Source organism: Methylobacterium frigidaeris, from assembly GCF_022179185.1.
GTDB classification, from domain to species: Bacteria; Pseudomonadota; Alphaproteobacteria; order Rhizobiales; family Beijerinckiaceae; genus Methylobacterium; species Methylobacterium frigidaeris.
This window is the reverse complement of the sequence record NZ_BPQJ01000022.1, coordinates 83303-103024: the sequence shown is the minus strand read 5'-3', so window position 1 is coordinate 103024 and position 19722 is coordinate 83303. Positions and strand designations below refer to the sequence as shown.

The 19722-nt window shown below is 70.0% G+C and carries 20 protein-coding genes; 10 read left to right on the top strand and 10 right to left on the bottom strand.

Going from position 1 to position 19722, the window contains the following annotated elements:
• Nucleotides 1-4: 4 nt before the first annotated feature.
• Both MFF64_RS21865 and MFF64_RS21860 read right to left on the bottom strand, forming a co-directional pair.
• Nucleotides 5-1600: an ABC transporter substrate-binding protein gene (locus MFF64_RS21865; RefSeq protein ID WP_099899032.1), complete on the bottom strand. Its 1596-nt coding sequence runs from the start codon at nt 1598-1600 to the stop codon at nt 5-7.
• 1141 nt (nt 1601-2741) lie between these two features.
• Nucleotides 2742-2960: a DUF6894 family protein gene (locus tag MFF64_RS21860; protein WP_099899034.1), complete on the bottom strand. Its 219-nt coding sequence runs from the start codon at nt 2958-2960 to the stop codon at nt 2742-2744.
• Between the two features lie 172 nt (nt 2961-3132).
• On the opposite strand from MFF64_RS21860, the gene MFF64_RS21855 reads away from it, so the two are divergent.
• The 3 genes from MFF64_RS21855 to eutC are packed head-to-tail and all read left to right on the top strand — an operon-like array spanning nt 3133 to nt 6172.
• Entirely contained in the window at nt 3133-3999 is an 867-nt protein-coding gene (locus tag MFF64_RS21855; protein ID WP_099899036.1) for a transglutaminase-like domain-containing protein, read from the top strand.
• Between the two features lie 23 nt (nt 4000-4022).
• Nucleotides 4023-5402: an ethanolamine ammonia-lyase subunit EutB gene (locus tag MFF64_RS21850; RefSeq protein WP_099899038.1), complete on the top strand. Its 1380-nt coding sequence runs from the start codon at nt 4023-4025 to the stop codon at nt 5400-5402.
• On the top strand, nt 5399-6172 hold the full coding sequence (gene eutC, locus MFF64_RS21845; RefSeq protein ID WP_238192378.1) for an ethanolamine ammonia-lyase subunit EutC: 774 nt from the start codon (nt 5399-5401) through the stop codon (nt 6170-6172). The genes MFF64_RS21850 and eutC overlap by 4 nt, the downstream gene beginning before the upstream one ends.
• 454 nt (nt 6173-6626) lie before the next feature.
• Here eutC and MFF64_RS21840 read toward each other — a convergent pair whose 3' ends face one another.
• Together MFF64_RS21840 and MFF64_RS21835 are read right to left on the bottom strand one after the other, a co-directional pair.
• Nucleotides 6627-7487, bottom strand: a complete 861-nt coding sequence (locus MFF64_RS21840) for an SDR family oxidoreductase (protein WP_099899046.1) — start codon at nt 7485-7487, stop codon at nt 6627-6629.
• Between the two features lie 35 nt (nt 7488-7522).
• Nucleotides 7523-7792: a hypothetical protein gene (locus MFF64_RS21835; protein ID WP_238192377.1), complete on the bottom strand. Its 270-nt coding sequence runs from the start codon at nt 7790-7792 to the stop codon at nt 7523-7525.
• Between the two features lie 186 nt (nt 7793-7978).
• On the opposite strand from MFF64_RS21835, the gene MFF64_RS21830 reads away from it, so the two are divergent.
• Complete coding sequence (locus tag MFF64_RS21830; protein WP_099906528.1) at nt 7979-8572, top strand: PepSY domain-containing protein; 594 nt, start codon at nt 7979-7981, stop codon at nt 8570-8572.
• A 177-nt stretch (nt 8573-8749) separates the two neighbouring features.
• A complete protein-coding gene (locus MFF64_RS21825) occupies nt 8750-8935 on the top strand; it encodes a hypothetical protein (protein ID WP_099906530.1) in 186 nt (61 codons plus the stop codon).
• Nucleotides 8936-8947: 12 nt separating this feature from the next.
• On the opposite strand, the gene MFF64_RS21820 is transcribed toward MFF64_RS21825, so the two are convergent.
• Nucleotides 8948-9451 (bottom strand): GNAT family N-acetyltransferase, encoded by a 504-nt coding sequence (locus MFF64_RS21820; RefSeq protein ID WP_099906532.1) that lies wholly within the window; start codon nt 9449-9451, stop codon nt 8948-8950.
• A gap of 292 nt (nt 9452-9743) precedes the next feature.
• On the opposite strand from MFF64_RS21820, the gene MFF64_RS21815 reads away from it, so the two are divergent.
• From MFF64_RS21815 to MFF64_RS21800, 4 genes are read left to right on the top strand one after another with little or no spacing between them, the layout of a single operon-like run.
• On the top strand, nt 9744-10598 hold the full coding sequence (locus MFF64_RS21815) for a transporter substrate-binding domain-containing protein (protein ID WP_099906534.1): 855 nt from the start codon (nt 9744-9746) through the stop codon (nt 10596-10598).
• Nucleotides 10599-10629: 31 nt separating this feature from the next.
• The gene (locus MFF64_RS21810) at nt 10630-11334 is read left to right on the top strand and encodes an ABC transporter permease (protein ID WP_099906536.1); all 705 of its coding nucleotides are present in this window, start codon (nt 10630-10632) and stop codon (nt 11332-11334) included.
• Nucleotides 11331-12041 carry an ABC transporter permease gene (locus MFF64_RS21805; protein WP_099906538.1) on the top strand — a complete coding sequence of 237 codons (711 nt, stop codon included), beginning with the start codon at nt 11331-11333 and terminating at the stop codon, nt 12039-12041. Before MFF64_RS21810 ends, MFF64_RS21805 begins: the two co-directional genes overlap by 4 nt.
• A 15-nt stretch (nt 12042-12056) precedes the next feature.
• Nucleotides 12057-12839, top strand: a complete 783-nt coding sequence (locus MFF64_RS21800) for an ABC transporter ATP-binding protein (protein WP_099906540.1) — start codon at nt 12057-12059, stop codon at nt 12837-12839.
• A 12-nt stretch (nt 12840-12851) separates the two neighbouring features.
• Here MFF64_RS21800 and MFF64_RS21795 read toward each other — a convergent pair whose 3' ends face one another.
• The 5 genes from MFF64_RS21795 to MFF64_RS21775 form a co-directional block, all read right to left on the bottom strand.
• Nucleotides 12852-13226, bottom strand: coding sequence for a hypothetical protein (locus MFF64_RS21795; protein WP_099906542.1), 375 nt, complete (start codon nt 13224-13226; stop codon nt 12852-12854).
• 175 nt (nt 13227-13401) lie between these two features.
• Nucleotides 13402-13911: an OsmC family protein gene (locus tag MFF64_RS21790; protein ID WP_099906544.1), complete on the bottom strand. Its 510-nt coding sequence runs from the start codon at nt 13909-13911 to the stop codon at nt 13402-13404.
• A gap of 75 nt (nt 13912-13986) precedes the next feature.
• Nucleotides 13987-14769: an ABC transporter ATP-binding protein gene (locus MFF64_RS21785; protein ID WP_099906546.1), complete on the bottom strand. Its 783-nt coding sequence runs from the start codon at nt 14767-14769 to the stop codon at nt 13987-13989.
• 1 nt (nt 14770) lies between these two features.
• Complete coding sequence (locus tag MFF64_RS21780; RefSeq protein ID WP_238192376.1) at nt 14771-15595, bottom strand: ABC transporter permease; 825 nt, start codon at nt 15593-15595, stop codon at nt 14771-14773.
• Between the two features lie 5 nt (nt 15596-15600).
• Nucleotides 15601-16575 carry an aliphatic sulfonate ABC transporter substrate-binding protein gene (locus MFF64_RS21775; RefSeq protein WP_099904602.1) on the bottom strand — a complete coding sequence of 325 codons (975 nt, stop codon included), beginning with the start codon at nt 16573-16575 and terminating at the stop codon, nt 15601-15603.
• Nucleotides 16576-16829: 254 nt separating this feature from the next.
• On the opposite strand from MFF64_RS21775, the gene MFF64_RS21770 reads away from it, so the two are divergent.
• The gene (locus tag MFF64_RS21770; protein WP_099904600.1) at nt 16830-19685 is read left to right on the top strand and encodes a [protein-PII] uridylyltransferase; all 2856 of its coding nucleotides are present in this window, start codon (nt 16830-16832) and stop codon (nt 19683-19685) included.
• The last annotated feature ends 37 nt before the right edge of the window (nt 19686-19722 follow it).

Below are 19722 nucleotides of genomic sequence, written 5' to 3'. Positions count from 1 at the left end.
GCCTTTACTTGAGGCTGACGCCATAGAAGGTGTGGCGGCCGAACGGCGACAGCTTGAAGTCGACCACCTCCTTGCGCACCGGCTTCAGCTGCACCGCGTGCGCGATGGTGAACCACGGCGCCTGCTCCTTGAACACGACCTGCGCCTGCTCGTAGAGCTTGGTGCGCTCGGCCTTGTCGGTGATGGTCTTGGCTCTGGTGACGAGGTCGTCGTAGGTCTTGTCGCACCACTTGGCGGCGTTGCCGCCGCCTTTTTGCGCCGCGTCGCAGCCGAGCAGGGTGTGGAGGAAGTTGTCGGGATCGCCGTTGTCGCCGGTCCAGCCGAACATCGCGGTCTGGTGCTCGCCATCCTGGATGCGCTTGCGATACTCGCCCCATTCGTAGGACTTGATCTCGGCCTTGACGCCGATCTTGGCGAGATCCGCCTGCATCAGCTCGGCGATGCGGCGGGCATTGGGGTTGTAGGGCCGCTGCACCGGCATCGCCCACAGGTCGATCGACAGGCCGTTGCCGATTCCCGCTTCGGCCAGCAGCGTCTTGGCCGCGTCCGGATCGTAGGGATCGTCCTTGACCGCGTCGTTGTAGGACCACAGGGTCGGCGGGATCGGGTTCTTGGCGGCGACGCCGGTCGAGAGGTAGACCGCGTCGATGATCGCCTTCTTGTTGACCGCCTGATTCAGCGCCTTGCGCACCCGCACGTCGTCGAACGGCTTCTTCTGGGTGTTGTAGGCGAGGTACCCGATATTGAGGCCTGGCTGCTCCAGCACCTGGACGTTCGGGTCCTTGCGCATCGCATCCACGTCGGCCGGGTTCGGGTACGGCATGACGTGGCACTCGCCCTTCTGGAGCTTGGCCCAGCGCACCGAGGAATCCGGCGTGATGGCGAAGACGAGGTCGTCGAGGGGTGCCTTGCCGGCGTAGTATTGCGGGAAGGCGCGGTACCGGACGATCGCGTCCTTTTGATATTGCAGCAGGTAGAACGGCCCGGTGCCGATCGGCTCCTGGTCGAGCTTGTCCGGCGTGCCGGCCTTCATCATTGCGTCGGCGTATTCCTTCGACTGGATCGCCGCGAAGGGCATTGCGAGGTCGGCGAGGAAGGGCGCCTCGGGCTGGTTCAGGGTGAAGCGGACCGTGGCATCGTCCACCTTCTCGATCGACGAGAGCAGCTTGGGCAGCCCCATATCGTTGAAATAGGTGTGGTTGGCGCTGGTCACCCGGAAGAACGGGTGGTTCTCCTTCCACTGCCGCTCGAACGAGAAGATCACGTCGTCGGCGTTGAAGTCACGGGTCGGCTTGAAAGTCTTGTTCGAGTGCCACTTCACGCCCTTGCGTAAGGAGAAAGTGTAGACCTTGCCGTCCTCCGAGACGTCCCACTTCTCGGCGAGGTCGGGCACCACGTTGGTGGTGCCGCGCTCGAAGTTGACGATGTTCGAGTAGATCTGGGAGCCGGCATCGAACGAGGTGCCGGTGGTGTTGACCGCCGGGTAGAAATTTTCCGGGCTGCCCTCGGAGCAGTAGACCAGCGTCTTGGCGCCGGCCGGCAGGCTTGCCGCCAGGGCGGTCGCGGCACCGAGAACCACCGCCAGGGACGCGCGCTTCATGCTCTGCTCTCCGATCTTCGAGGGCTCACAGCCCAGTTTGCAGGGCCTGAGTCTGACTGTCGTCACTTCTGGCGGGTTTCCGCTCTTGTCCGCAAGGCCTTGGCGAATTGGACGCACAGGCGGCTCGGCGGCGGGCGCCGAGGCGGAGCTCGTCGAGATCCGGACGGAACAGGGCGCCGCGGGCGGTCTCGGGCCGGCGGGCAGCGTGACCCGGGGAAGGCGGGCCTCGGCCCTCCCCTCTCTGTGCAAGGCTGTTCAGGAGAAAGAAAAAGCGCAGGATCCCCCCTCTCCCAAATGGGCTGTACGGACCGGGGACAAGGGTGACAGGTATTCGGAGGCATGGGTGACAGGCTGCACCCGGTCGACGGGTCGGGTCAGATCGATCTGGCCCAACCGCTGATTGATGAACACCACCTCGACAAGCCCGACCGTGAGGGCCGGGCGCAGCACCAGCGGCTGGCTGGCACCACCAGGCCGAGCGCTTCGTGCGGGCGTCGCCGTTGCCGATCGCCCGGAAACGGTCGAGCGCCGCCTGGCAGGCCGGGAGATCGGTAAAACTCCGCCCGTGCGGCACGTCGCGCTCGAGCGTGCTGTGGAAGCGCGCGTCGCTGCCGTTGGTCGGCCGATGGTAGCGCCGGCCGTGGCCGATCCTCACGCCTGCGCGCAGAGGCACGCGATCAGCCGATCCTGCACCCGTGGCCGTCACTTCGTCGGCACAGGCCGACGGGCAGACGGCAAAGCGGCGGTGATCGTCGGGACAGCCGGAGCCGCATGCCCCTGATCTTGCCCCTGATCCTGCCACCACCGGCACAGCTGCGCCACGTTGGCGTCCTCTGCGGGGGCGGCCACACGAACTCACGGCGTGTGCCCATGCGTGACAGCTCCTGCCAAGGCACGACACGCTCGCGCATCGCTTGTGCTGGCTGACATGTTACCGATGTCCCCGAAGGATCTGCCCATCTCGCCGGGCTGTCCTGAGGGACATTGGGACATTCTTTATGATGATTTGGAATGATCAACCATGAATCGCATGAAATGTCAGCAGATACGCAAGCTCTGCAGGCTCGCGCGGGCAACGCAATCGCAGCGCTCGCGGGGCAAAGGGACAGCGGTCTTCGCCGCCATCCCGATCATGGCTGCCTCACTGCGCCGTCAGCGATACCCGGAACACCGTCCGTCCGGTCTCGTCGCGGACGTTCATGGCGAGGATCGCGCCGGCGGTCCGGGCCGGGTCGAGGGCACAGGAGCGTAAAGCCTGGACAGCCTCGGCATGGGCGGCGCCGGCGTCAGTGAGCACCACCCCGATCGTGTCGCGGGCGTCCCAGGTTCCGGCATCGAGGTCGAAGAAGTAGCGGTGCACGGCGTGTCCTCCCTGCTCTCCCCGGTCTTGCCGGGCCCAACGACGAGCGGCCTTAACGCAGGCTAACCATCGTCACGCAAAGAGCGGGCCGATCCGGCGCGGCCCGCGACGTACGCCGATCCGGCGCGGCTCTTGCGTCACCCGATCCCGTCAGCGGGAAGGGGCTCAAGCCGTGCGCTACACTTTGGGTTGCCATCTGGCCTACGAGGTCGAGGCCGAAACGGTGTTCATCTTCAACCTGGAAGCTGCCCGGCTCACGCGGCATCACGACCTGCGGGAGACGTTCCGCCTCGACCCCGATCTGCCCGTGCGCCGGCACGTCGCGCCGGAGACCGGCAACCGCTACGTGGCGGTCACGGTGCCGCCCGGCCGGTTCAGCCTCGACTATGAGGCGGAGGTGACGCTCGATCCCCTCCGGGCGGATCCCTCCGGCATCGTCGAGACCCCGGTGAAGGACCTGCCCCTCGATATCCTGCCCTACCTGCTGCCGAGCCGCTTCGTCTCCTCGGACCGGCTCACCCCCTTCGCGCAGGCCGAGTTCGGCGACGTAGCCCCCGGCTTCGAGCGGGTGAACCGGATCTGCAACTGGATCCATGACCACATCGCCTATGTGCGCGGCGCCAGCGACGAGGAGACTACCGCCGACGAGACGCTTCTGAAGCGGGCAGGAGTGTGCCGCGATTTCGCGCATCTCGGCGCCGCCTTCTGCCGGGCGCTCGGCATTCCGGCCCGCTTCGTCAGCTGCTACGCCTACGGCCTGGTGCCGTGCGACTTCCACGCCGTGTTCGAGGCCTATCTCGACGGCCGCTGGTGGCTGTTCGACGCCACCCGGCAGGCCAATCTCGACGGGCTGGTGCGGATCGGCGTCGGGCGCGACGCGGCCGAGATCGCCTTCTCGACGCCGTTCGGCGAGATGACGGCTACGGCCATGGAGATCCGCATCGAGCGGGCCGACGGCGCGCCGGAGACGGGGGAGCGCACGGTCGCGGCGATCTCGACCGCGGAGGATGGCCCTGACGCGGAGGGCGGCCTGCGCTAGGATTCACGCCCGGGAGGCCCCGCATGAGCTACCGTCACGTCGTCGGACCCCGGACCTTCGTCTTCGCCGACCTCGCCGAGCTGATGGCGAAGGCGAGCCCGCCCCGCTCCGGCGACCGGCTCGCCGGCCTCGCGGCGGGGAGCGCCGAGGAATGCGTGGCGGCGCGCTGGTGCCTTGCCGAGGTGCCGCTGACCGAGATCCTGGCCCGGCCGCTCATCCCGTACGAGGCCGACGACGTCACCCGGCTGATCCTCGACAGCCACGACGCGGCGGCCTTCGCGCGCATCGCCCACCTGACCGTGGGCGACTTCCGCGAGTTCCTGCTCACCGCCTCGTCCGGGACCCTGGCGGCGATCGCCCCCGGCGTGACGCCGGAGATCGCTGCCGCGGTCTCGAAGATCATGCGCAACCAGGACCTGATCCTGGTCGCCCGCAAGGCCCGGGTGGTCACGCGGCTGCGCAACACCATCGGGCTGCCGGGCACGCTGGCGGTGCGGCTCCAGCCCAACCATCCGAGCGACGACCCTGCCGGCATCACCGCCTCGATCCTCGACGGCTTGGCTTACGGCTGCGGCGATGCCTGCATCGGCATCAACCCGGTCTCGGATTCGGTGCAGGGGCTGACCGGGCTGCTCCATCTCCTGGCCGAGCTGATCGACGGTTTCGGGATCCCGACCCAAGGCTGCGTGCTCACCCACGTCACCACGACTCTGGAGGCGATGAACCGCGGCGTGCCGGTCGACCTCGTGTTCCAGTCGATCGCCGGGACGCAGGCCGCCAACGCCTCGTTCGGCGTTACCCTGTCGGTGCTGAAGGAGGCGCACGAGGCGGCGCTGGCGTTGAAGCGCGGCACCGTCGGCGACAACGTGATGTATTTCGAGACCGGCCAGGGCTCGGCCCTCTCGGCCGATGCCCATCACGGCATCGACCAGCAGACCCTCGAGGCCCGGGCCTACGCGGTGGCGCGCGCCTTCCGGCCGCTTCTCGTCAACACGGTGGTGGGCTTCATCGGCCCGGAATACCTCTACGACGGCAAGGAGATCATCCGGGCTGGGCTCGAGGACCATTTCTGCGGCAAGCTGATGGGCGTGCCGCTCGGGGTCGACGTCTGCTACACCAACCACGCCGAGGCCGATCAGGACGACATGGACACGCTGCTGACGCTCCTCGGCGCCGCCGGCGTGACCTACGTCATGGGCGTGCCGGGGGCCGACGACGTGATGCTGAACTATCAGTCGACCTCGTTCCACGACCAACTCTACCTGCGCGAGGTGATGGGCCTGACGCGGGCGCCGGAATTCGCCGAATGGCTCGCCCGGATCGGGCTGACCGACGCCCATGGGGCCCTGCTTCCGGGCGGGGGAGCACCGCTCCTCGCCGCAGCACCGGGCCTCGCCGCGTGAGCCGGGACGATCCCTGGCAGCGCCTCGCCGGCCTGACGCCGGCCCGCATCGCGCTGGGCCGTGCCGGGGCCGGCCTGCCGACCCGGGAGGTGCTGCGCTTCGGCCTCGCCCATGCCCAGGCCCGCGACGCGGTCCATACCCCTCTCGATGCGGACGACATGCGGACCGGGATCGCGGCCTTGGGCTTCGAGACCCTGCCGGCGGCCTCCGCGGCCCCGGACCGGGCGACCTACCTGCGCCGGCCCGATCTCGGCCGCCGACTCGACGAGGCCTCCGCCGCGTCGCTGGCAGCCGCCGCTCGCGACCCGGTCGACCTCGCTCTGGTGGTGGCGGACGGTCTCTCCGCCCGGGCGGTGCATGAAGGCGCGGTGCCGCTGCTGACGGCACTCAAGCCGGCGTTGACCGGGTCCGGCTGGCGCCTCGCGCCGGTGGTGGTGGCGACGCAGGCGCGGGTGGCTCTGGGCGATGCGGTCGGGGCGCTGCTCAAGGCCCGCGCCGTCGCGGTGCTGATCGGCGAGCGGCCCGGCCTGTCCTCGCCCGACAGCCTCGGGATCTACCTCACCTTCGATCCGCGTCCGGGCCGCACCGATGCCGAGCGCAACTGCCTGTCGAACGTGCGGGCGGCGGGGCTCGCGCCGGACCTCGCGGCCTTCAAGCTGCACTGGCTGATCGACCAGGCGCTGAACCGGCGGCTCACCGGCGTCGCGCTGAAGGACGAGAGCGACCGGTTGCTGGCGGGGTCGGCGGGGCGGGAGGTGCTGGAGGGGTAAGGTCGATCGTTCGACGGCGCGTAAGAGAAGCCTCCCTCTCGTGCCACACCCGGCCCCCGCTCCCGGACAATCAGCTCCATGCGGACAAACTTGCCCGCGCAGACCAGAGCGGCGCAGGGAAGAATTCCTTGAAGATCAGGCGCGGGGGGCCTCTCCCGGGGAGAGGGGATCCCGCGCTACGCTCGTAGTGACATCGATCAAGAGGACGGCGTATCGGAACACACGGACGGCATCGTCCACCACCCGCGCGGATATGCGCCGAGAGCCCGGCGCGCGGAGCGGCCGATGGCGAGTCAGGATGGGTAGCCGTCAGCCTCTCATGGGACCCCAGACAAATGCGCAGGTCGTGGAAAGCATCGCTGCCGGGCTCGACCGGGATGTGAGGGCCGAACCCGGCTGCGCCTCGCCGCGGGCGACGGAGCCGTCGAGGGGCAGGCCGCGGCCGGACCGGCCGTCAGATCATCGGCTTGCCGCCGGTCACCGCCACGGTGGCGCCCGAGACGTAGCTCGCCTCCTCGCTCGCCAGCATCACGTAGACGGGCGCGAGCTCGACCGGCTGGCCGGGGCGCTTCATCGGCACCTGGGAGCCGAACTGGCGCACCTTCTCCTCGGGCATGGTCGAGGGGATCAGCGGGGTCCAGACCGGGCCGGGGGCGACGCAGTTCACCCGGATCTCCTTCTCGGCCAGCAGCTGCGCCAGGCCGCCGGTGAAGTTCTGGATCGCCCCCTTGGTGGTGGCGTAGGCGAGCAGCTGCGGGCTCGGCGTATCGGCGTTGATCGAAGTGGTGTTGATGATCGCGCTGCCCGGCCGCATGTGCGGCACCGCCGCCTTGGTCAGGTAGAACATCGCGTGGATGTTGGTGCGGAACGTGACGTCCCACTCCTCGTCGCTCATTTCCTCGATCGACTGCACGGTGGCCTGGTGGGCGGCGTTGTTGACGAGCACGTCGACCCGCCCGAACGCCGCCACCGCCTTCTCGACGATGGCGCGGCAATGGGCCGGATCCTTGATGTCGCCGGGCACCAGCACCGCCTTGCGGCCGGCGGATTCGACGAGCTTGGCTGTCTCGCGGGCGTCGTCGTGCTCGTCGTAATAGGCGATCAGCACGTCGGCGCCCTCGCGGGCGAAGGCGAGCGCCACCGCCTTGCCGATGCCGCTGTCGCCGCCGGTGATGATCGCCTTGCGGTCGGCGAGGCGCCCGGAGCCCTTGTAGCGGGTTTCGCCGTAATCGGGCCGGGGATCCATGTCGGCGTCGCGCCCGGGCATCGGGATCGGCTTCTGGCGCTCGAAGGGGGGCTTCGGGAAATCGGTCATGGGCGTGTCCGGCTCCTGGTGCGGGCGTGAGGGAATCAGTATCGGCCGCCGCCGAAGGGCCGGCAGCGGCCATCGGCGATCTTGAAGTTCGGCGGATCGCAGGGGACGTAGTCGGTCTCGCACCAGCGCTGGCAGGCTTGCGGGCCGGTGCGGGGAACGATGTCTCGGGCCTCGCGACCGCTGCGCAGCGAGCCGGTCGCGTCGGGATCGAAGAACGGGCCGCCGAAGACAGGTCCGCTCTGCGCCAGGGCGGCGGAGGCGAGGATCAGGGGAGCGAGCGCCAGCAGGGCGCGGAGAGGCAGCACGGACGATCTCCGATGAGGTGGAGGGCCGCCGCGACGGGCGGGCCGCGATGCCGGACCAACTGGCCGGGAGTACCGGTGTTCCGGGTCGGGTGGCTTGCCTCGCCACAAAGCAGGTTGCCCAACGGGCAACCAAGTCGGCTGAGCAGCGTTTCCGGTGTCCTCGACGATCCCTCCTCGGAGACCACGATGCTCACGCGCTTCCTCGCCACCGCCGGTGCCCTCGCTCTCACCACCGGCCTCGCTTTCGCCCAGACCACGGCCCCGACCGCACCGACCGCTCCCGGCACCGCCCCGGCCACGGCTCCGGCCGCGACGTCGACGAGCGACATGAAGGAGTTCCAGGCCGCCAAGCTGGCCAAGATCAGCCTGGCCCAGGCCATCGCCACCGCCGAGCAGAAGGACGGCAACGGCCGCGCCATCGACGCCGATTTCGAGGAAGCCGACGGCAAGAACCCGACCCATTGGGCGATCAAGGTCGTCTACCCGGACGGCAAGCTGGTCGAGCACGGCATCAACGCCGAGACCGGCGCGCTCTACAAGAGCGAGAACCAGCCGATCGAGCGCTACTTCACCCGCCTGAAGGTTGCCGACTTCAACAACGCCAAGGTCTCGCTGAAGGACGCCCTCGCGATCGCCGAGAAGCAGGCCGGCGGCGGCAAGGCCTACGAGGCCGAGGTCGAGCGCGAGGGCTCGGCCGTCGCCTACGAGATCAAGGTGGCGCTCGCCGACAAGTCGCAGGAAGTGAAGATCGGGCCGGACGGCCAGGTGATGAAGGACTGAGGCTCGAGAATAGAGCGCAATTCCCCTCTCCCGCGTGGGAGAGGGGTCAAGTGTGAGGGTGACACGCTTCAGTGTAGAGCGGCGGCCGTCGTGCTGGCAGCAGAACGGTTAGAGACAGGCTCAGGACCGTAGCCTCACCCCGATTTCTCTCCCTTACCTTGCAGCGATCCCGGCCTCGTGAATTGCGGCCGCTACATCCACCGGAGCAGCGGCGCGAGGCTCTCGCCGCACCTGCCCGACCAAGCCGGGCACCAGCCGTTCCCGGCCTGGAACCGCCTGGACATCTTCGCCGGCGCCCTGTCGGCGGACGATGCAAGGCACGTCGCGCGCAAGGGCGGCACGATCCCGCTCGAGGCCGAATGAGGCGCCGGCGCCTCAGCGCGTTCCGCCGACGACGCTCCCCCCCACCTCCGCCAAGGCGCCCTCGCGCAGTTCCAGCGCCAGGAACCGACCCGGATCGACCGGGCCCGGCAGGATGAGCTTGCGCAGCGGCAGCACGCGGAAGCCGAAGCGGGCGTAGTACGGCGCGTCGCCGACCAGGATGACGAGGCCGTGGCCGCCGGCCCGGGCGGCGTCGAGGGAGGCGCGCATCAGGGCGCCGCCGATGCCGCGGCTGCCGAAGGCCGGATCGACCGTGAGCGGCCCGAGCACCAGGAGCGGGCTCGCGCCCGCCCGGGCCGGCGAGACCCGCACCGAGCCGACGAGCAGCGTGCCGACCAGCGCCGTGAACGAGAGGTCGGACAGGTGCGGAACGCCCTCGCGCAGGCGGAAGGCGGTGCGGGCGTAGCGGCCGGGGCCGAAGGCGCGCTCGTGCAGGCGCTCGATGGCGTCGTTGTCGCGCGAGGTCTCGGGCCGGATGACGAGGGGAAGCGTGGTCACGGGCACACTCTGGGCGGGCGTAGAATCTAGGGGCGGACCGGTCAGCCGATCCGTCGTCGCGCCTCTGCCCTCGGGGCCATCGCTCAACTCCCGGCGGTCGCCTCGCCCGCGCCGGGCACCATCGCCCGCTCGGGCGCCATAGCAGCGCTTCGCCGTGAGTGCAAACCGTCGTTGGCACGCCGTTCGCATCATCCCGCCATGCGCGATCTTGGCATGCAGGCGCTTGCGTCGGGGCACGCCTTGCGGGTTAGCTGAGCGTGGAACGCCTCGAAGGTCCGGGAACGACGCCACAATGAGAATCAGGTCTGCTCTCGCCCTCGTCCTGTCCCTCGCGCTCGGCTCCGCCGGGATGGCCCGGGCCGACGACGTCGTGCCGGCGACGGTGAGGATCGCCACCGAGGGCGCCTACGCGCCCTACAACTTCACCAAGCCCGACGGCACGCTCGACGGCTACGAGATCGAGCTCGGCCGCGAGATCTGCGCCCGCGCCAAGCTGAAATGCGAGTTCGTCGCCCAGGACTGGGACGGCGTGGTGCCGGGCCTCAACGCCAAGAAGTTCGACGCGATCATGTCGGGCATGACCATCACCGATGCGCGCCTCAAGGTGGTGGACTTCACCAAGCCCTATAGCGGTGATTCCTCGGGCTTCGCGGTCGACCGCAACGGCCCGCTGGCGAAGCTTCCCTTGAGCGGCCAGAAGTTCAGCCTGATGGACGAGGCCGAGGCGCAGAAGGCGCTCGACACGATCAAGCCGCTCCTCAAGGGCAAGACCGTCGGCGTCCAGGTCTCGACCATCCACGCCGCCTTCATGGACAAGTACCTGAAGGGCACCGTCGAGGTGCGCGAGTACAAGACCACCGAGCAGCACGACCTCGACCTCGCCGCCGGTCGCATCGACGCGATCTTCGCCAACGACGCCCCCTTGCGGGCGACGGCCGAGAAGCCGGAATTCGCCGACACGGTGATGCTGGCCGGGCCCCGCTTCCGCGGCGGCATCCTCGGTCGCGGCGTGGCGATGGGCCTGCGCAAGGGCGAGGCGAAGCTGAAGGCACGGCTCGACGAGGGCATCGACGCGGTGATCGCCGACGGCACCCTGAAGAAGCTCTCGCTCAAGTGGTTCAAGGCCGACATGACCCCGCAGGGCTGACGGCGAACGACCGAACGGGGACCGGATCCGCGTGAGCGCCTTCACCCTTCTCGGTTTCGGGCCCGGCGGCTGGGGCGGCGCGCTGCTGCTGGCCGCCGGCACCACGCTGGCGCTGGCCCTGTGCGGCTTTCTTCTCGGGGCCGTGCTCGGCGGCCTCGCCGCAAGCGCCAAGCTCTCGGGCCTCCTGCCCCTGCGGCTCGCGGCCGACGGCTACACCACGCTCCTGCGCGGCGTGCCGGACCTGCTCGTGATCTACCTCCTGTATTTCGGCGGCAGCGCGGCGCTCGGGCAGTTCGCGGGGCTGTTCGGCGTCACCGGCTTTGTCGGGGTGCCGGCCTTCGGGGTCGGCGTCGCGGCGCTCGGGATCATCTCGGGCGCCTACCAGGCCGAGGTGTTCCGTGGCGCCTACCTCGCCCTCGACCGCGGGCAGATCGAGGCCGCGCGCGCCGTCGGCATGCATCGCGGGCTGATCCTGCGCCGGGTCGTGGCGCCGCTCGTCGCCCGCGACGCCCTGCCCGGCCTCGGCAATGTCTGGCAGATCCTGCTCAAGGATTCGGCCCTCGTCTCGGTCACCGGCCTCGTCGAATTGCTGCGCCAGGCCCAGGTCGGCGCCGGCTCGACCCGCCAGCCCTTCACCTTCTACCTCGCGGCCGGTGCCCTCTACCTGGCCATCACCTCGCTCTCGACCTGGGGGTTCTCCAAGGCCGAGGCCCATGCCCGCCGGGGCGCCCGATGATCGATGTCGCGTTCCTCGAAGCCACCGTCCGGTCGCTGCTCGGCGGCGTGCCGCTCACCTTGAGCCTCACCGCCGGCTCGGTCGCCCTCGGCGGCGTGCTGGCGGCGCTCGCCGCCTGGGGCCGGCTCTCGGGCGTCGCGCCGGCGGACTGGCTCGCCCGTCTCTACATCTTCGTGTTCCGCGGCACGCCGCTCCTGGTGCAGATTTTCCTGATCTATTACGGCCTCGGCCAGTTCCGGCCGACCCTGCAGGCCTGGGGCCTGTGGACCGTCTTCCGCGAGCCGTATTGGTGCGCGCTCCTGGCGCTCGCCCTCAATACCGGGGCCTACACGGCGGAGATCTTTCGCGGCGCGGTCCTCTCTGTGCCAAACGGGGCGCTGGTGGCGGGGCGCGCCTGCGGCATGCCGCGGGTCCTCTTGTTTCGCCGCGTCACCTTGCCGCTCGCCACTCGCCAGGCTCTGCCGGCCTACGGCAACGAGGTGATCTCGGTGGTCAAGGCGACCTCGCTCGCTTCCACCATCACCCTCATGGAGATCACCGGCATCGCCCAGAAGCTGATCGCCCAGAGCTTCCGGGCGCTGGAGGTCTTCGTCTGCGCCGGCGCGTTCTACCTCGCCCTCACCTTCGTGATCATCGGCGCCCTGCGGCTCGCCGAGGCCTGGCTGTCGCCGGACCTGCGCCCGCGCCCGGTGGCCCGTCCCGCCTGAGACCGGATTCGCGCCATGCTGGCCCCCTCGCCCACCCGCCCCGAGGCCGTCGCGGTCCGCGACCTGCACAAGCATTTCGGTCGCAACGAGGTTCTGCGCGGCGTCTCGCTCTCGGCGCGCGAGGGCGAGGTGGTGGCGATCCTCGGCTCGTCCGGCTCCGGCAAGTCGACGCTCCTACGCTGCATCAACCTCCTGGAGGTGCCGGAAGCCGGCGAGGTCGTGATCGGCGACGAGGCGGTGGCCTGGCGCGCGCGCCGCGGAGGCCGGGTGCCGGCCGACCGCGCCCAGGTCGACCGCATCCGCGCCCGGGTCGGCATGGTGTTCCAGAGCTTCAATCTCTGGTCGCACCGCACGGTGCTGGAGAACGTGATCGAGGCACCGGTCCACGTGCAGAGGCGCAAGAAGGCTGAGTGCGTCGTCGAGGCCGAGGGGCTGCTCGCCAAGGTCGGCATCGCCGACAAGCGCGACCACTACCCGGCCCACCTCTCCGGCGGCCAGCAGCAGCGCGCCGCCATCGCCCGGGCCCTCGCCATGCACCCGCGGGTCCTGCTCTTCGACGAGCCGACCTCCGCCCTCGATCCCGAGCGCGTCGCCGAGGTGCTGCGGGTGATGCGGGCGCTGGCGGAGGAAGGCCGCACCATGCTGGTGGTCACCCACGAGATGGCCTTCGCCCGCGACGTCGCGCACCGGGTGGTCTTCCTGCACGAGGGCCGGATCCTGGAGGACGGGCCATCCGAGCAGGTGTTTTCCGCGCCGCGGTCGGAGCGGTTCCGGCAGTTCCTGGCGCGGGGGGAGTGAGGGCGAGACGGCTCAGTGAGCGCGCTTCGTGAGCCAGAAGGCCCAGACGGCGAGGGTCAGGGCGCCGACGGGAACCACGAGAAGGGCGAGCAGGGGCAGGTAGCTCGTCATTGGAGGCTCCGGAGCATGCGTCTGGCGGTCCAATGTGGGAACCCGCTGGTGGAAGAAGCAAACGACGGAGATCACGAGCGAGGCGCCGGAGGCGTCGATCCGGAAGCGTAGGATCCCGGTCGCCAACCCTGGGTCGAAGTCGTGGATGGTGCCGCCCGCGGCGATCAGCGCGGCAAGGCAGCCGAGCGCGAATGTCGCGATGGCGATTCCGTTGACGTAGGTAGCCCTCAGTTTGGCCTGCTCGTTGGAGATCAGCTTCTTGCGATCCTGATCCACTGCGACACTTTTTGCGTGCACGCTCGTTCGATCTTCAGACGCTCAAACATCATTCCCGTCGTCAGGGGCGGTCGCTGCGACGACTCAGGAAGTGTGCTTCGTCTGATGGACGGTCATCCTGCGCGGATGCCCGTCCAATGCTCGGGACAAGGCTCTTGCGGCCAGCCGACGCCCCTCACCCCCGCGTCATCACCACATCCAGCTGCGGCTTCTGGTTGATCGTCTGGAACACCACGCAATACCGCTCGGTGAGCTTCAAGAGCTGATCCAGCTTCTCCTGCGGCGCGTCCGTATCGACCTCGAAGCTCAGCCGGATCGACCGGAAGCCGACCGGCGCGCCCTTGTCGACGCCGAGCGTGCCGCGGAAGTCGAGGTCGCCCTCGGCCTTCACGAGGCCCTTGCGCAAAGGAATCTCCAGGGCGGTCGCCACCGCCTTCAGGGTCACGCCGGCGCAGGCGACGAGGGCCTCGAGCAGCATGTCGCCGGAGCATAGTTCTGCGCCCGAGCCGCCGCTCGCCGGATGCAAGCCGGCCACCGCCAGCGCCCGGCCGGTCTCGACCTTGCAAGCGATGCCGCCGTCGTCGAGCGAGCCTTGCGCCTTCAGGGTGATGACGGCCGTCTCCGGGTCGGAGCGGTAGCGGTCCTTGATCGGAGCCTGGAGCGAGCGCAGTTCGGTGGCGTCCATCGGGTGTCCTCCCATTTATGGGCGCACGGCTTAGCATCCCGTCCCGGTCACCGGCCAGCGCTCACGGCGAAGGTCTCACCACCACAGGGCTGAGGCGTCGGGCTTCGCCCGGTGGGGCTCGCCTTCCGGGCGCAGCGAGCGGTCGAGGCTCGCCAGGATGGTGCGGGCGGCGGCCTCGCTGCCCGGCGCCGAGGAAAGGCGCGGGCGGCTCAAGGGGAGCGCGATCGTGTCGTCGATCCGGCCGGGCTTCGGGCGCAGCACCACGGCCCGGTCGGCGAGCGCCACCGCCTCGGCGACGTCGTGGGTGACGAGGAGCACGGTCGGCCGGCTCTCCTCCCACAGGCTGAGGAGGTGGCGGTGCAGGCCGGCCCGGGTCAGGGCATCGAGGGCCGAGAACGGCTCGTCGAGGAGCAGCACCTTCGGCGCGGCGACGAAGGCGCGGGCGATCGCCACCCGCTGCTGCTGGCCGCCCGACAGGTCGCGCGGCCAGCGCCCGGCATGCTCGGCGAGGCCGACGCGCTCCAGCGCGTGCGCCACCCGGGCCCGGCGCTCAGGGCGCGGCAGGTCGGCGAGGCCGAAAGCCACGTTGTCGGCGACGTTGAGCCAGGGCAGAAGCCGCGGCTCCTGGAACACGATGCCGACCCCCGGATGCGGCGCCGCGATCGCCTCGCCGTCGAGGCTGATATTGCCGGCGCTCGCCCGGTCGAGCCCGGCGATCAGGCGCAGCAACGTGGTCTTGCCGCAGCCCGAGCCGCCGATCAGCGCCACGATCTCCCCGGCCCGCACCGTGAGCGACAGGTCGGCCAGCGCCCGCGTGCCGTCGGCGTAGGTCTTCGACAGCCGGTCCAGAATCAGCATGTCAGAGCGTGTCCCGCGCGGTGTCCTGCCAGCGGGCGAGCGGCTGCGTCAGCCCCACGAGCACCGCGTCGCAGAGCTTGCCGAGTGCGGCGAAGGCCAGGATCGCCGCGACGATCTGGTCCGGCTTGCCGAGCTGCTGACCGTCGAGGAGGAGGTAGCCGAGGCCTTCCGAGGCGCCGAGCAATTCGGCCGCCGCCACGAACATGAAGCCGAGGCCGAGGCCCGTGCGCAGGGCCACCAGGGTCGCGGGCAGCACCGCCGGCAGCAGGATGCGGCGGGCGAGGTCGAGACGGGAGAGCCGGAAGACGCGCCCGACCTCGATCAGCTTGCGGTCGACGCCCGCGATGGCGCCCGCTACCCCGAGATAGACCGGGAAGAACACGCCGACCGCGATCAGCGTGATCTTCGAGGCCTCGAAGATGCCGAACCACAGGATGAACAGCGGCACCCAGGCGATCGACGGGATCGCCCGCAGGGCCTGCAGGCTCGGATCGACGAGGCGCCGGGCGAGCGGCAGGGTGCCGGTGACCGCCCCGACCAGGATTCCGGCCAGCGCCCCGAAGCCGAACCCCGCCGCGACCCGGGTCAGGCTGGCGAGCACGTGGGTCCATAATTCGCCGCTCGCCGCGAGTCCCCACAGGGTAGCGAGGACCCGGCTCGGCGGCGGCACCAGCCGCCCCTGCGCCAGCCCTGCCCGCACGGCCGCCTCCCAGGCGAGGGCCAGTCCCAGCGGCAGGACGAGACCGACGAGGGCCCGCCCGCCGGGCAGGCGGAACGTCCGCGCCGTCACGGCCGCGGGCGCGAGGGGGAGCGGGGCAGCCTCCATCGGCCTCAACGAGCAGCCGGCCCGAAGCGCGGCTCGATCAAGGCCTCGACCGCGGCGCCGACATCGGTGCCGGCCGGGATCACCCCGGCATCGAGCAGCGCTGTCCCGGCATCGAGGATCGTCTCGGCCTGGACCTTGCCGATGACCGGCTGCGACAGGTCGGTGCGCTCGAGCTGGCGCGCCACCACCGGCTCCGGCAGCTTCGTCGCCGTAACCAGAATGCGCTTCAGCTCCTGCGGGTCGGAAAGGGCAGCTTGTCGCGCCTCCTCGTAGGCCGTCAGCACCGTGCGGGTCAGGTCCGGGTTCTGCTTGGCGAAATCCTCGCGGACGTTGAGCACGCCCCAGGTATTGGCTGCGGGGTCGCGGTGGAACAGCACGTCGCCGTTCTCGATCTCGGCCGCCGCCATGATCGGGTCGAGGCCCGCCCAGGCATCGACGTCGCCGCGGTCGAGCGCCGTGCGCCCGTCCGGATGCTGGAGCAGCACCAGCTTCACGTCGCGCTCGGAGAGGCCGGCACCCCGCAGGGCCCGGATCAGGAAGATGTGCGGGTCGGTGCCGCGGGTAACCGCGACGCGGCGGCCCTTCAGGTCCTTGACGGCGGCGATGCCGGTATTCGGCCGGGTCACCAGAGCGGTCCATTCCGGCCGCGAGAAGGCGTAGACCGCCTTGATCGGGTTGCCGTTGATCCGCGCCAGCAGGGCCGCCGCACCGGCGGTCGAGCCGAAATCGATCGAGCCGGCATTGAGGAATTCGAGGGCCTTGTTCGAGCCCAGCGACTGGACCCAGCGCACCGTGATCCCCTGAGGCGCCAGCGCCTTCTCCAGCAGGCCCTTGTCCTTGAGGACGAGGCTGACGGGGTTGTAGGTCGCCCAGTCGAGGCGCACCTCCTTGGCGGCCTGCGCGAGGGCCGACGTTCCGGCGGCGGCGAGGCCGACGGCCCCGAGGGCGGCGCCGATGAGCGCGCGGCGATGGATGCGCATCGTCTCTCCCTGACTGGCCGCCGGCTTTCCGGGTGCGGGCGGACCGGCGTCATAGCTAGGGCGCGCCGTTCGGAGTGTCAAACGATACGGACGATGAAGCGGATTAGCCTTTGTATCGAACGGATCGGCCTGTGGGAGCCTGTGCGCCGCGCGGAAGCGTTGGCTTTCCGCCTGCCGTGATGCGAAACAGGAGGTGACGCGACGGGCCCCGGCCGCGCGCTTTCCCTCACGCCCCAGGCCCGACCCCGGCTGCCATGTCCGATCCCGCCATCGACCCGTCCGACACCGACGCCGCCCTCAAGCACCTGCTCGCCGGCATCGACCAGTCCCTGAGCGACCCGACGCGTCTGCGCGAGCGGCTGGTGCCGGAACTGCGCCGGATCATCGAGGCGGGCCGCGCCGAGGCCGAGCGGCGGCTCCTGGCCGAGCGCGACGGCCATGCCTGCGCCGGGTTGATCTGCGGCCAGATGGATGCGGTGATCCGGGCGATCTACGACGCGGTGGTCAAGCGGCTGTACCGGGCCGACAACCCGACTGCGGCGGAGCAGATCGCCGTGGTGGCGACCGGCGGCTACGGACGCGGCCTGCTGGCGCCGGGCTCCGACATCGATCTCCTGTTCCTCCTGCCCTACAAGCAGACCGCCTGGAGCGAGAGCGTCGTCGAGGCGATGCTCTACGTGCTGTGGGACCTCAAGCTGAAGGTCGGCCACGCCACCCGCTCGGTCGCCGATTGCCTGCGCGAGGGTCGCGCCGACATGACGATCCGCACCGCACTCCTCGAATCGCGCTTCCTGTTCGGCGACCGGGCGCTGTTCGCTGAACTGGAGACCCGCTTCGACCGCGAGGTGGTGCAGGGCACGGCGGCCGAGTTCGTCGAGGCCAAGCTCAAGGAGCGCGACGCCCGGGTGCAGAAGAGCGGCGCCTCGCGCTACCTCGTCGAGCCCAACGTCAAGGACGGCAAGGGGGGCTTGCGCGACCTCAACACCCTGTTCTGGATCGCCAAGTACACGTTCCGGGTGAAGGAGGCCGAGGACCTGGTCGAGGCTGGCCTGTTCACGCCCGACGAGTTCCGGCTTTTTCAGCGCTGCGACGAGTTCCTGTGGCGGGTGCGCTGCCACATGCACTTCGTCACCGGGCGCTCGGAGGAGCGGCTGTCCTTCGGGCTGCAGCCGCGCATCGCCGAGCGGCTGGATTACGGTGCCCGCGGCGGCCTCGCGGCGGTCGAGCGGTTCATGAAGTCGTACTTCCTGATCGCCAAGGATGTCGGCGACCTCACCGCCATCGTCTGCGCCGAGATGGAGGCGCGCCACGCCAAGCGCCCGCCGGTGCTCGACCGCTGGCTGCGCCGCTTCAAGCAGCATTTCCGCGCGCCCGACCTCGAGGCGGACGATTTCCGCATCCATACCGGCCGGCTCGACATGCGCGACGACGCCGCCTTCGAGCGTGACCCGGTCAACCTGATCCGGCTGTTCTGGCTCTCCGACCGGCACGACCTCGCGATCCATCCCGATGCCAGCCGGCTCGCCACCCGGTCCCTGAGCCTCATCGGCCCGATGGTGCGGGTCGATCCGGAGGCCAACCGCCTGTTCATCGAGCTCCTGACCTCGCAGAACGCCCCCGAGACGGTCTTGCGGCACATGAACGAGACCGGGGTGCTCGGGCGCTTCGTGCCGGATTTCGGCCGCATCGTCGCGATGATGCAGTTCAACATGTACCACCACTTCACGGTGGACGAGCACCTGATCCGCTCGCTCGGTGTGCTGGGCAAGATCGAGGCCGGGGAACTGGAGGACGAGCATCCGCTGGCCCACCGCATCGTCGGCACGATCCAGAACCGCCGCGCCCTCTACGTGGCGATGTTCCTGCACGACATCGCCAAGGGCCGGAAGGAGGACCACTCGATCGCCGGTGCGGCCGTCGCCCGCAAGCTCGGGCCGCGCTTCGGGCTGGACGCCGCCGAGACCAGCACCGTCGCCTGGCTCATCGAGCATCACCTCCTGATGTCGATGACGGCCCAGAGCCGCGACCTCTCGGACCCGAAGACCATCGAGACCTTCGCCGGCGTGGTGCAGACCCTGGAGCGGCTGAAGCTGCTCCTCGTGCTCACCATCGCCGACATCAAGGCGGTCGGCCCCGGGACCTGGACCGCCTGGAAGGCGACGCTGCTGCGCACCCTCTACTACGAGACCGAGATGGTCCTGTCGGGCGGCCGCTCGGAGATCCCGCGCACCGACCGGGTGCGGCTGATCCAGATGCGCCTGCGCGAGCAGCTGACCGACTGGAGCGCCGAGGAGTTCGACGCCTACGCCGCCCGGCATTACCCGCATTACTGGCTCAAGGTCGATGCCGGACGCCAGCTCAAGAACGCCCGCTTCATCCGGGCGGCGACCGAGGCCGGCAACACCGTCGCCACCACCTTCGAGACCGACCAGTCGCGGGGCGTGACCGAGCTCTGCGTCTATTCTCCCGACCATCCGCGCCTGCTCGCGATCCTCACCGGCGCCTGCGCGGCGTCCGGCGGCAACATCGTCGACGCGCAGATCTTCACCACGGCCGACGGCTTCGTGCTCGACACCATCACCCTGTCGCGGGCCTTCGAGCGCGACGAGGACGAGCTGCGCCGGGCCGGCCGCATCGCCACCGCCATCGAGCGGGCGCTGAAGGGCGAGATCCGCATCGCCGACCTCGTCGCCGACAAGCACCCGGTGAAGGACCGGCCGCGCACCTTCCAGGTCGCCCCCGACCTGTCGATCGACAACGCGCTGTCGGCCCGCGAGACGGTGCTGGAGATCTCCGGCCTCGACCGGCCCGGCCTCCTGTTCGACCTCACCTCGGCGCTCGGCCGGCTCAACCTCAACATCACCTCGGCCCACGTCGCGACCTTCGGCGAGCGGGCGGTCGACGTGTTCTACGTCACCGACCTCACCGGCACCAAGGTGACCCAGCCCGACCGCCAGGCGACGATCCGCCGGGCGGTGATGGCGGTGTTCGAGGCCGACCTGCCCCGCAGCGACCGGGGCCGCCGCGGCGCGGGCAAGGAATCCCTTGGGGAAAAGGGAGCCCTTAAGGACGAACCGGGCGAGGCCGCCCCGGCCGCCGGCGAAGCTTGATTTCGCCGGCCTCCCACCTGATATCGGGGTCACTCCC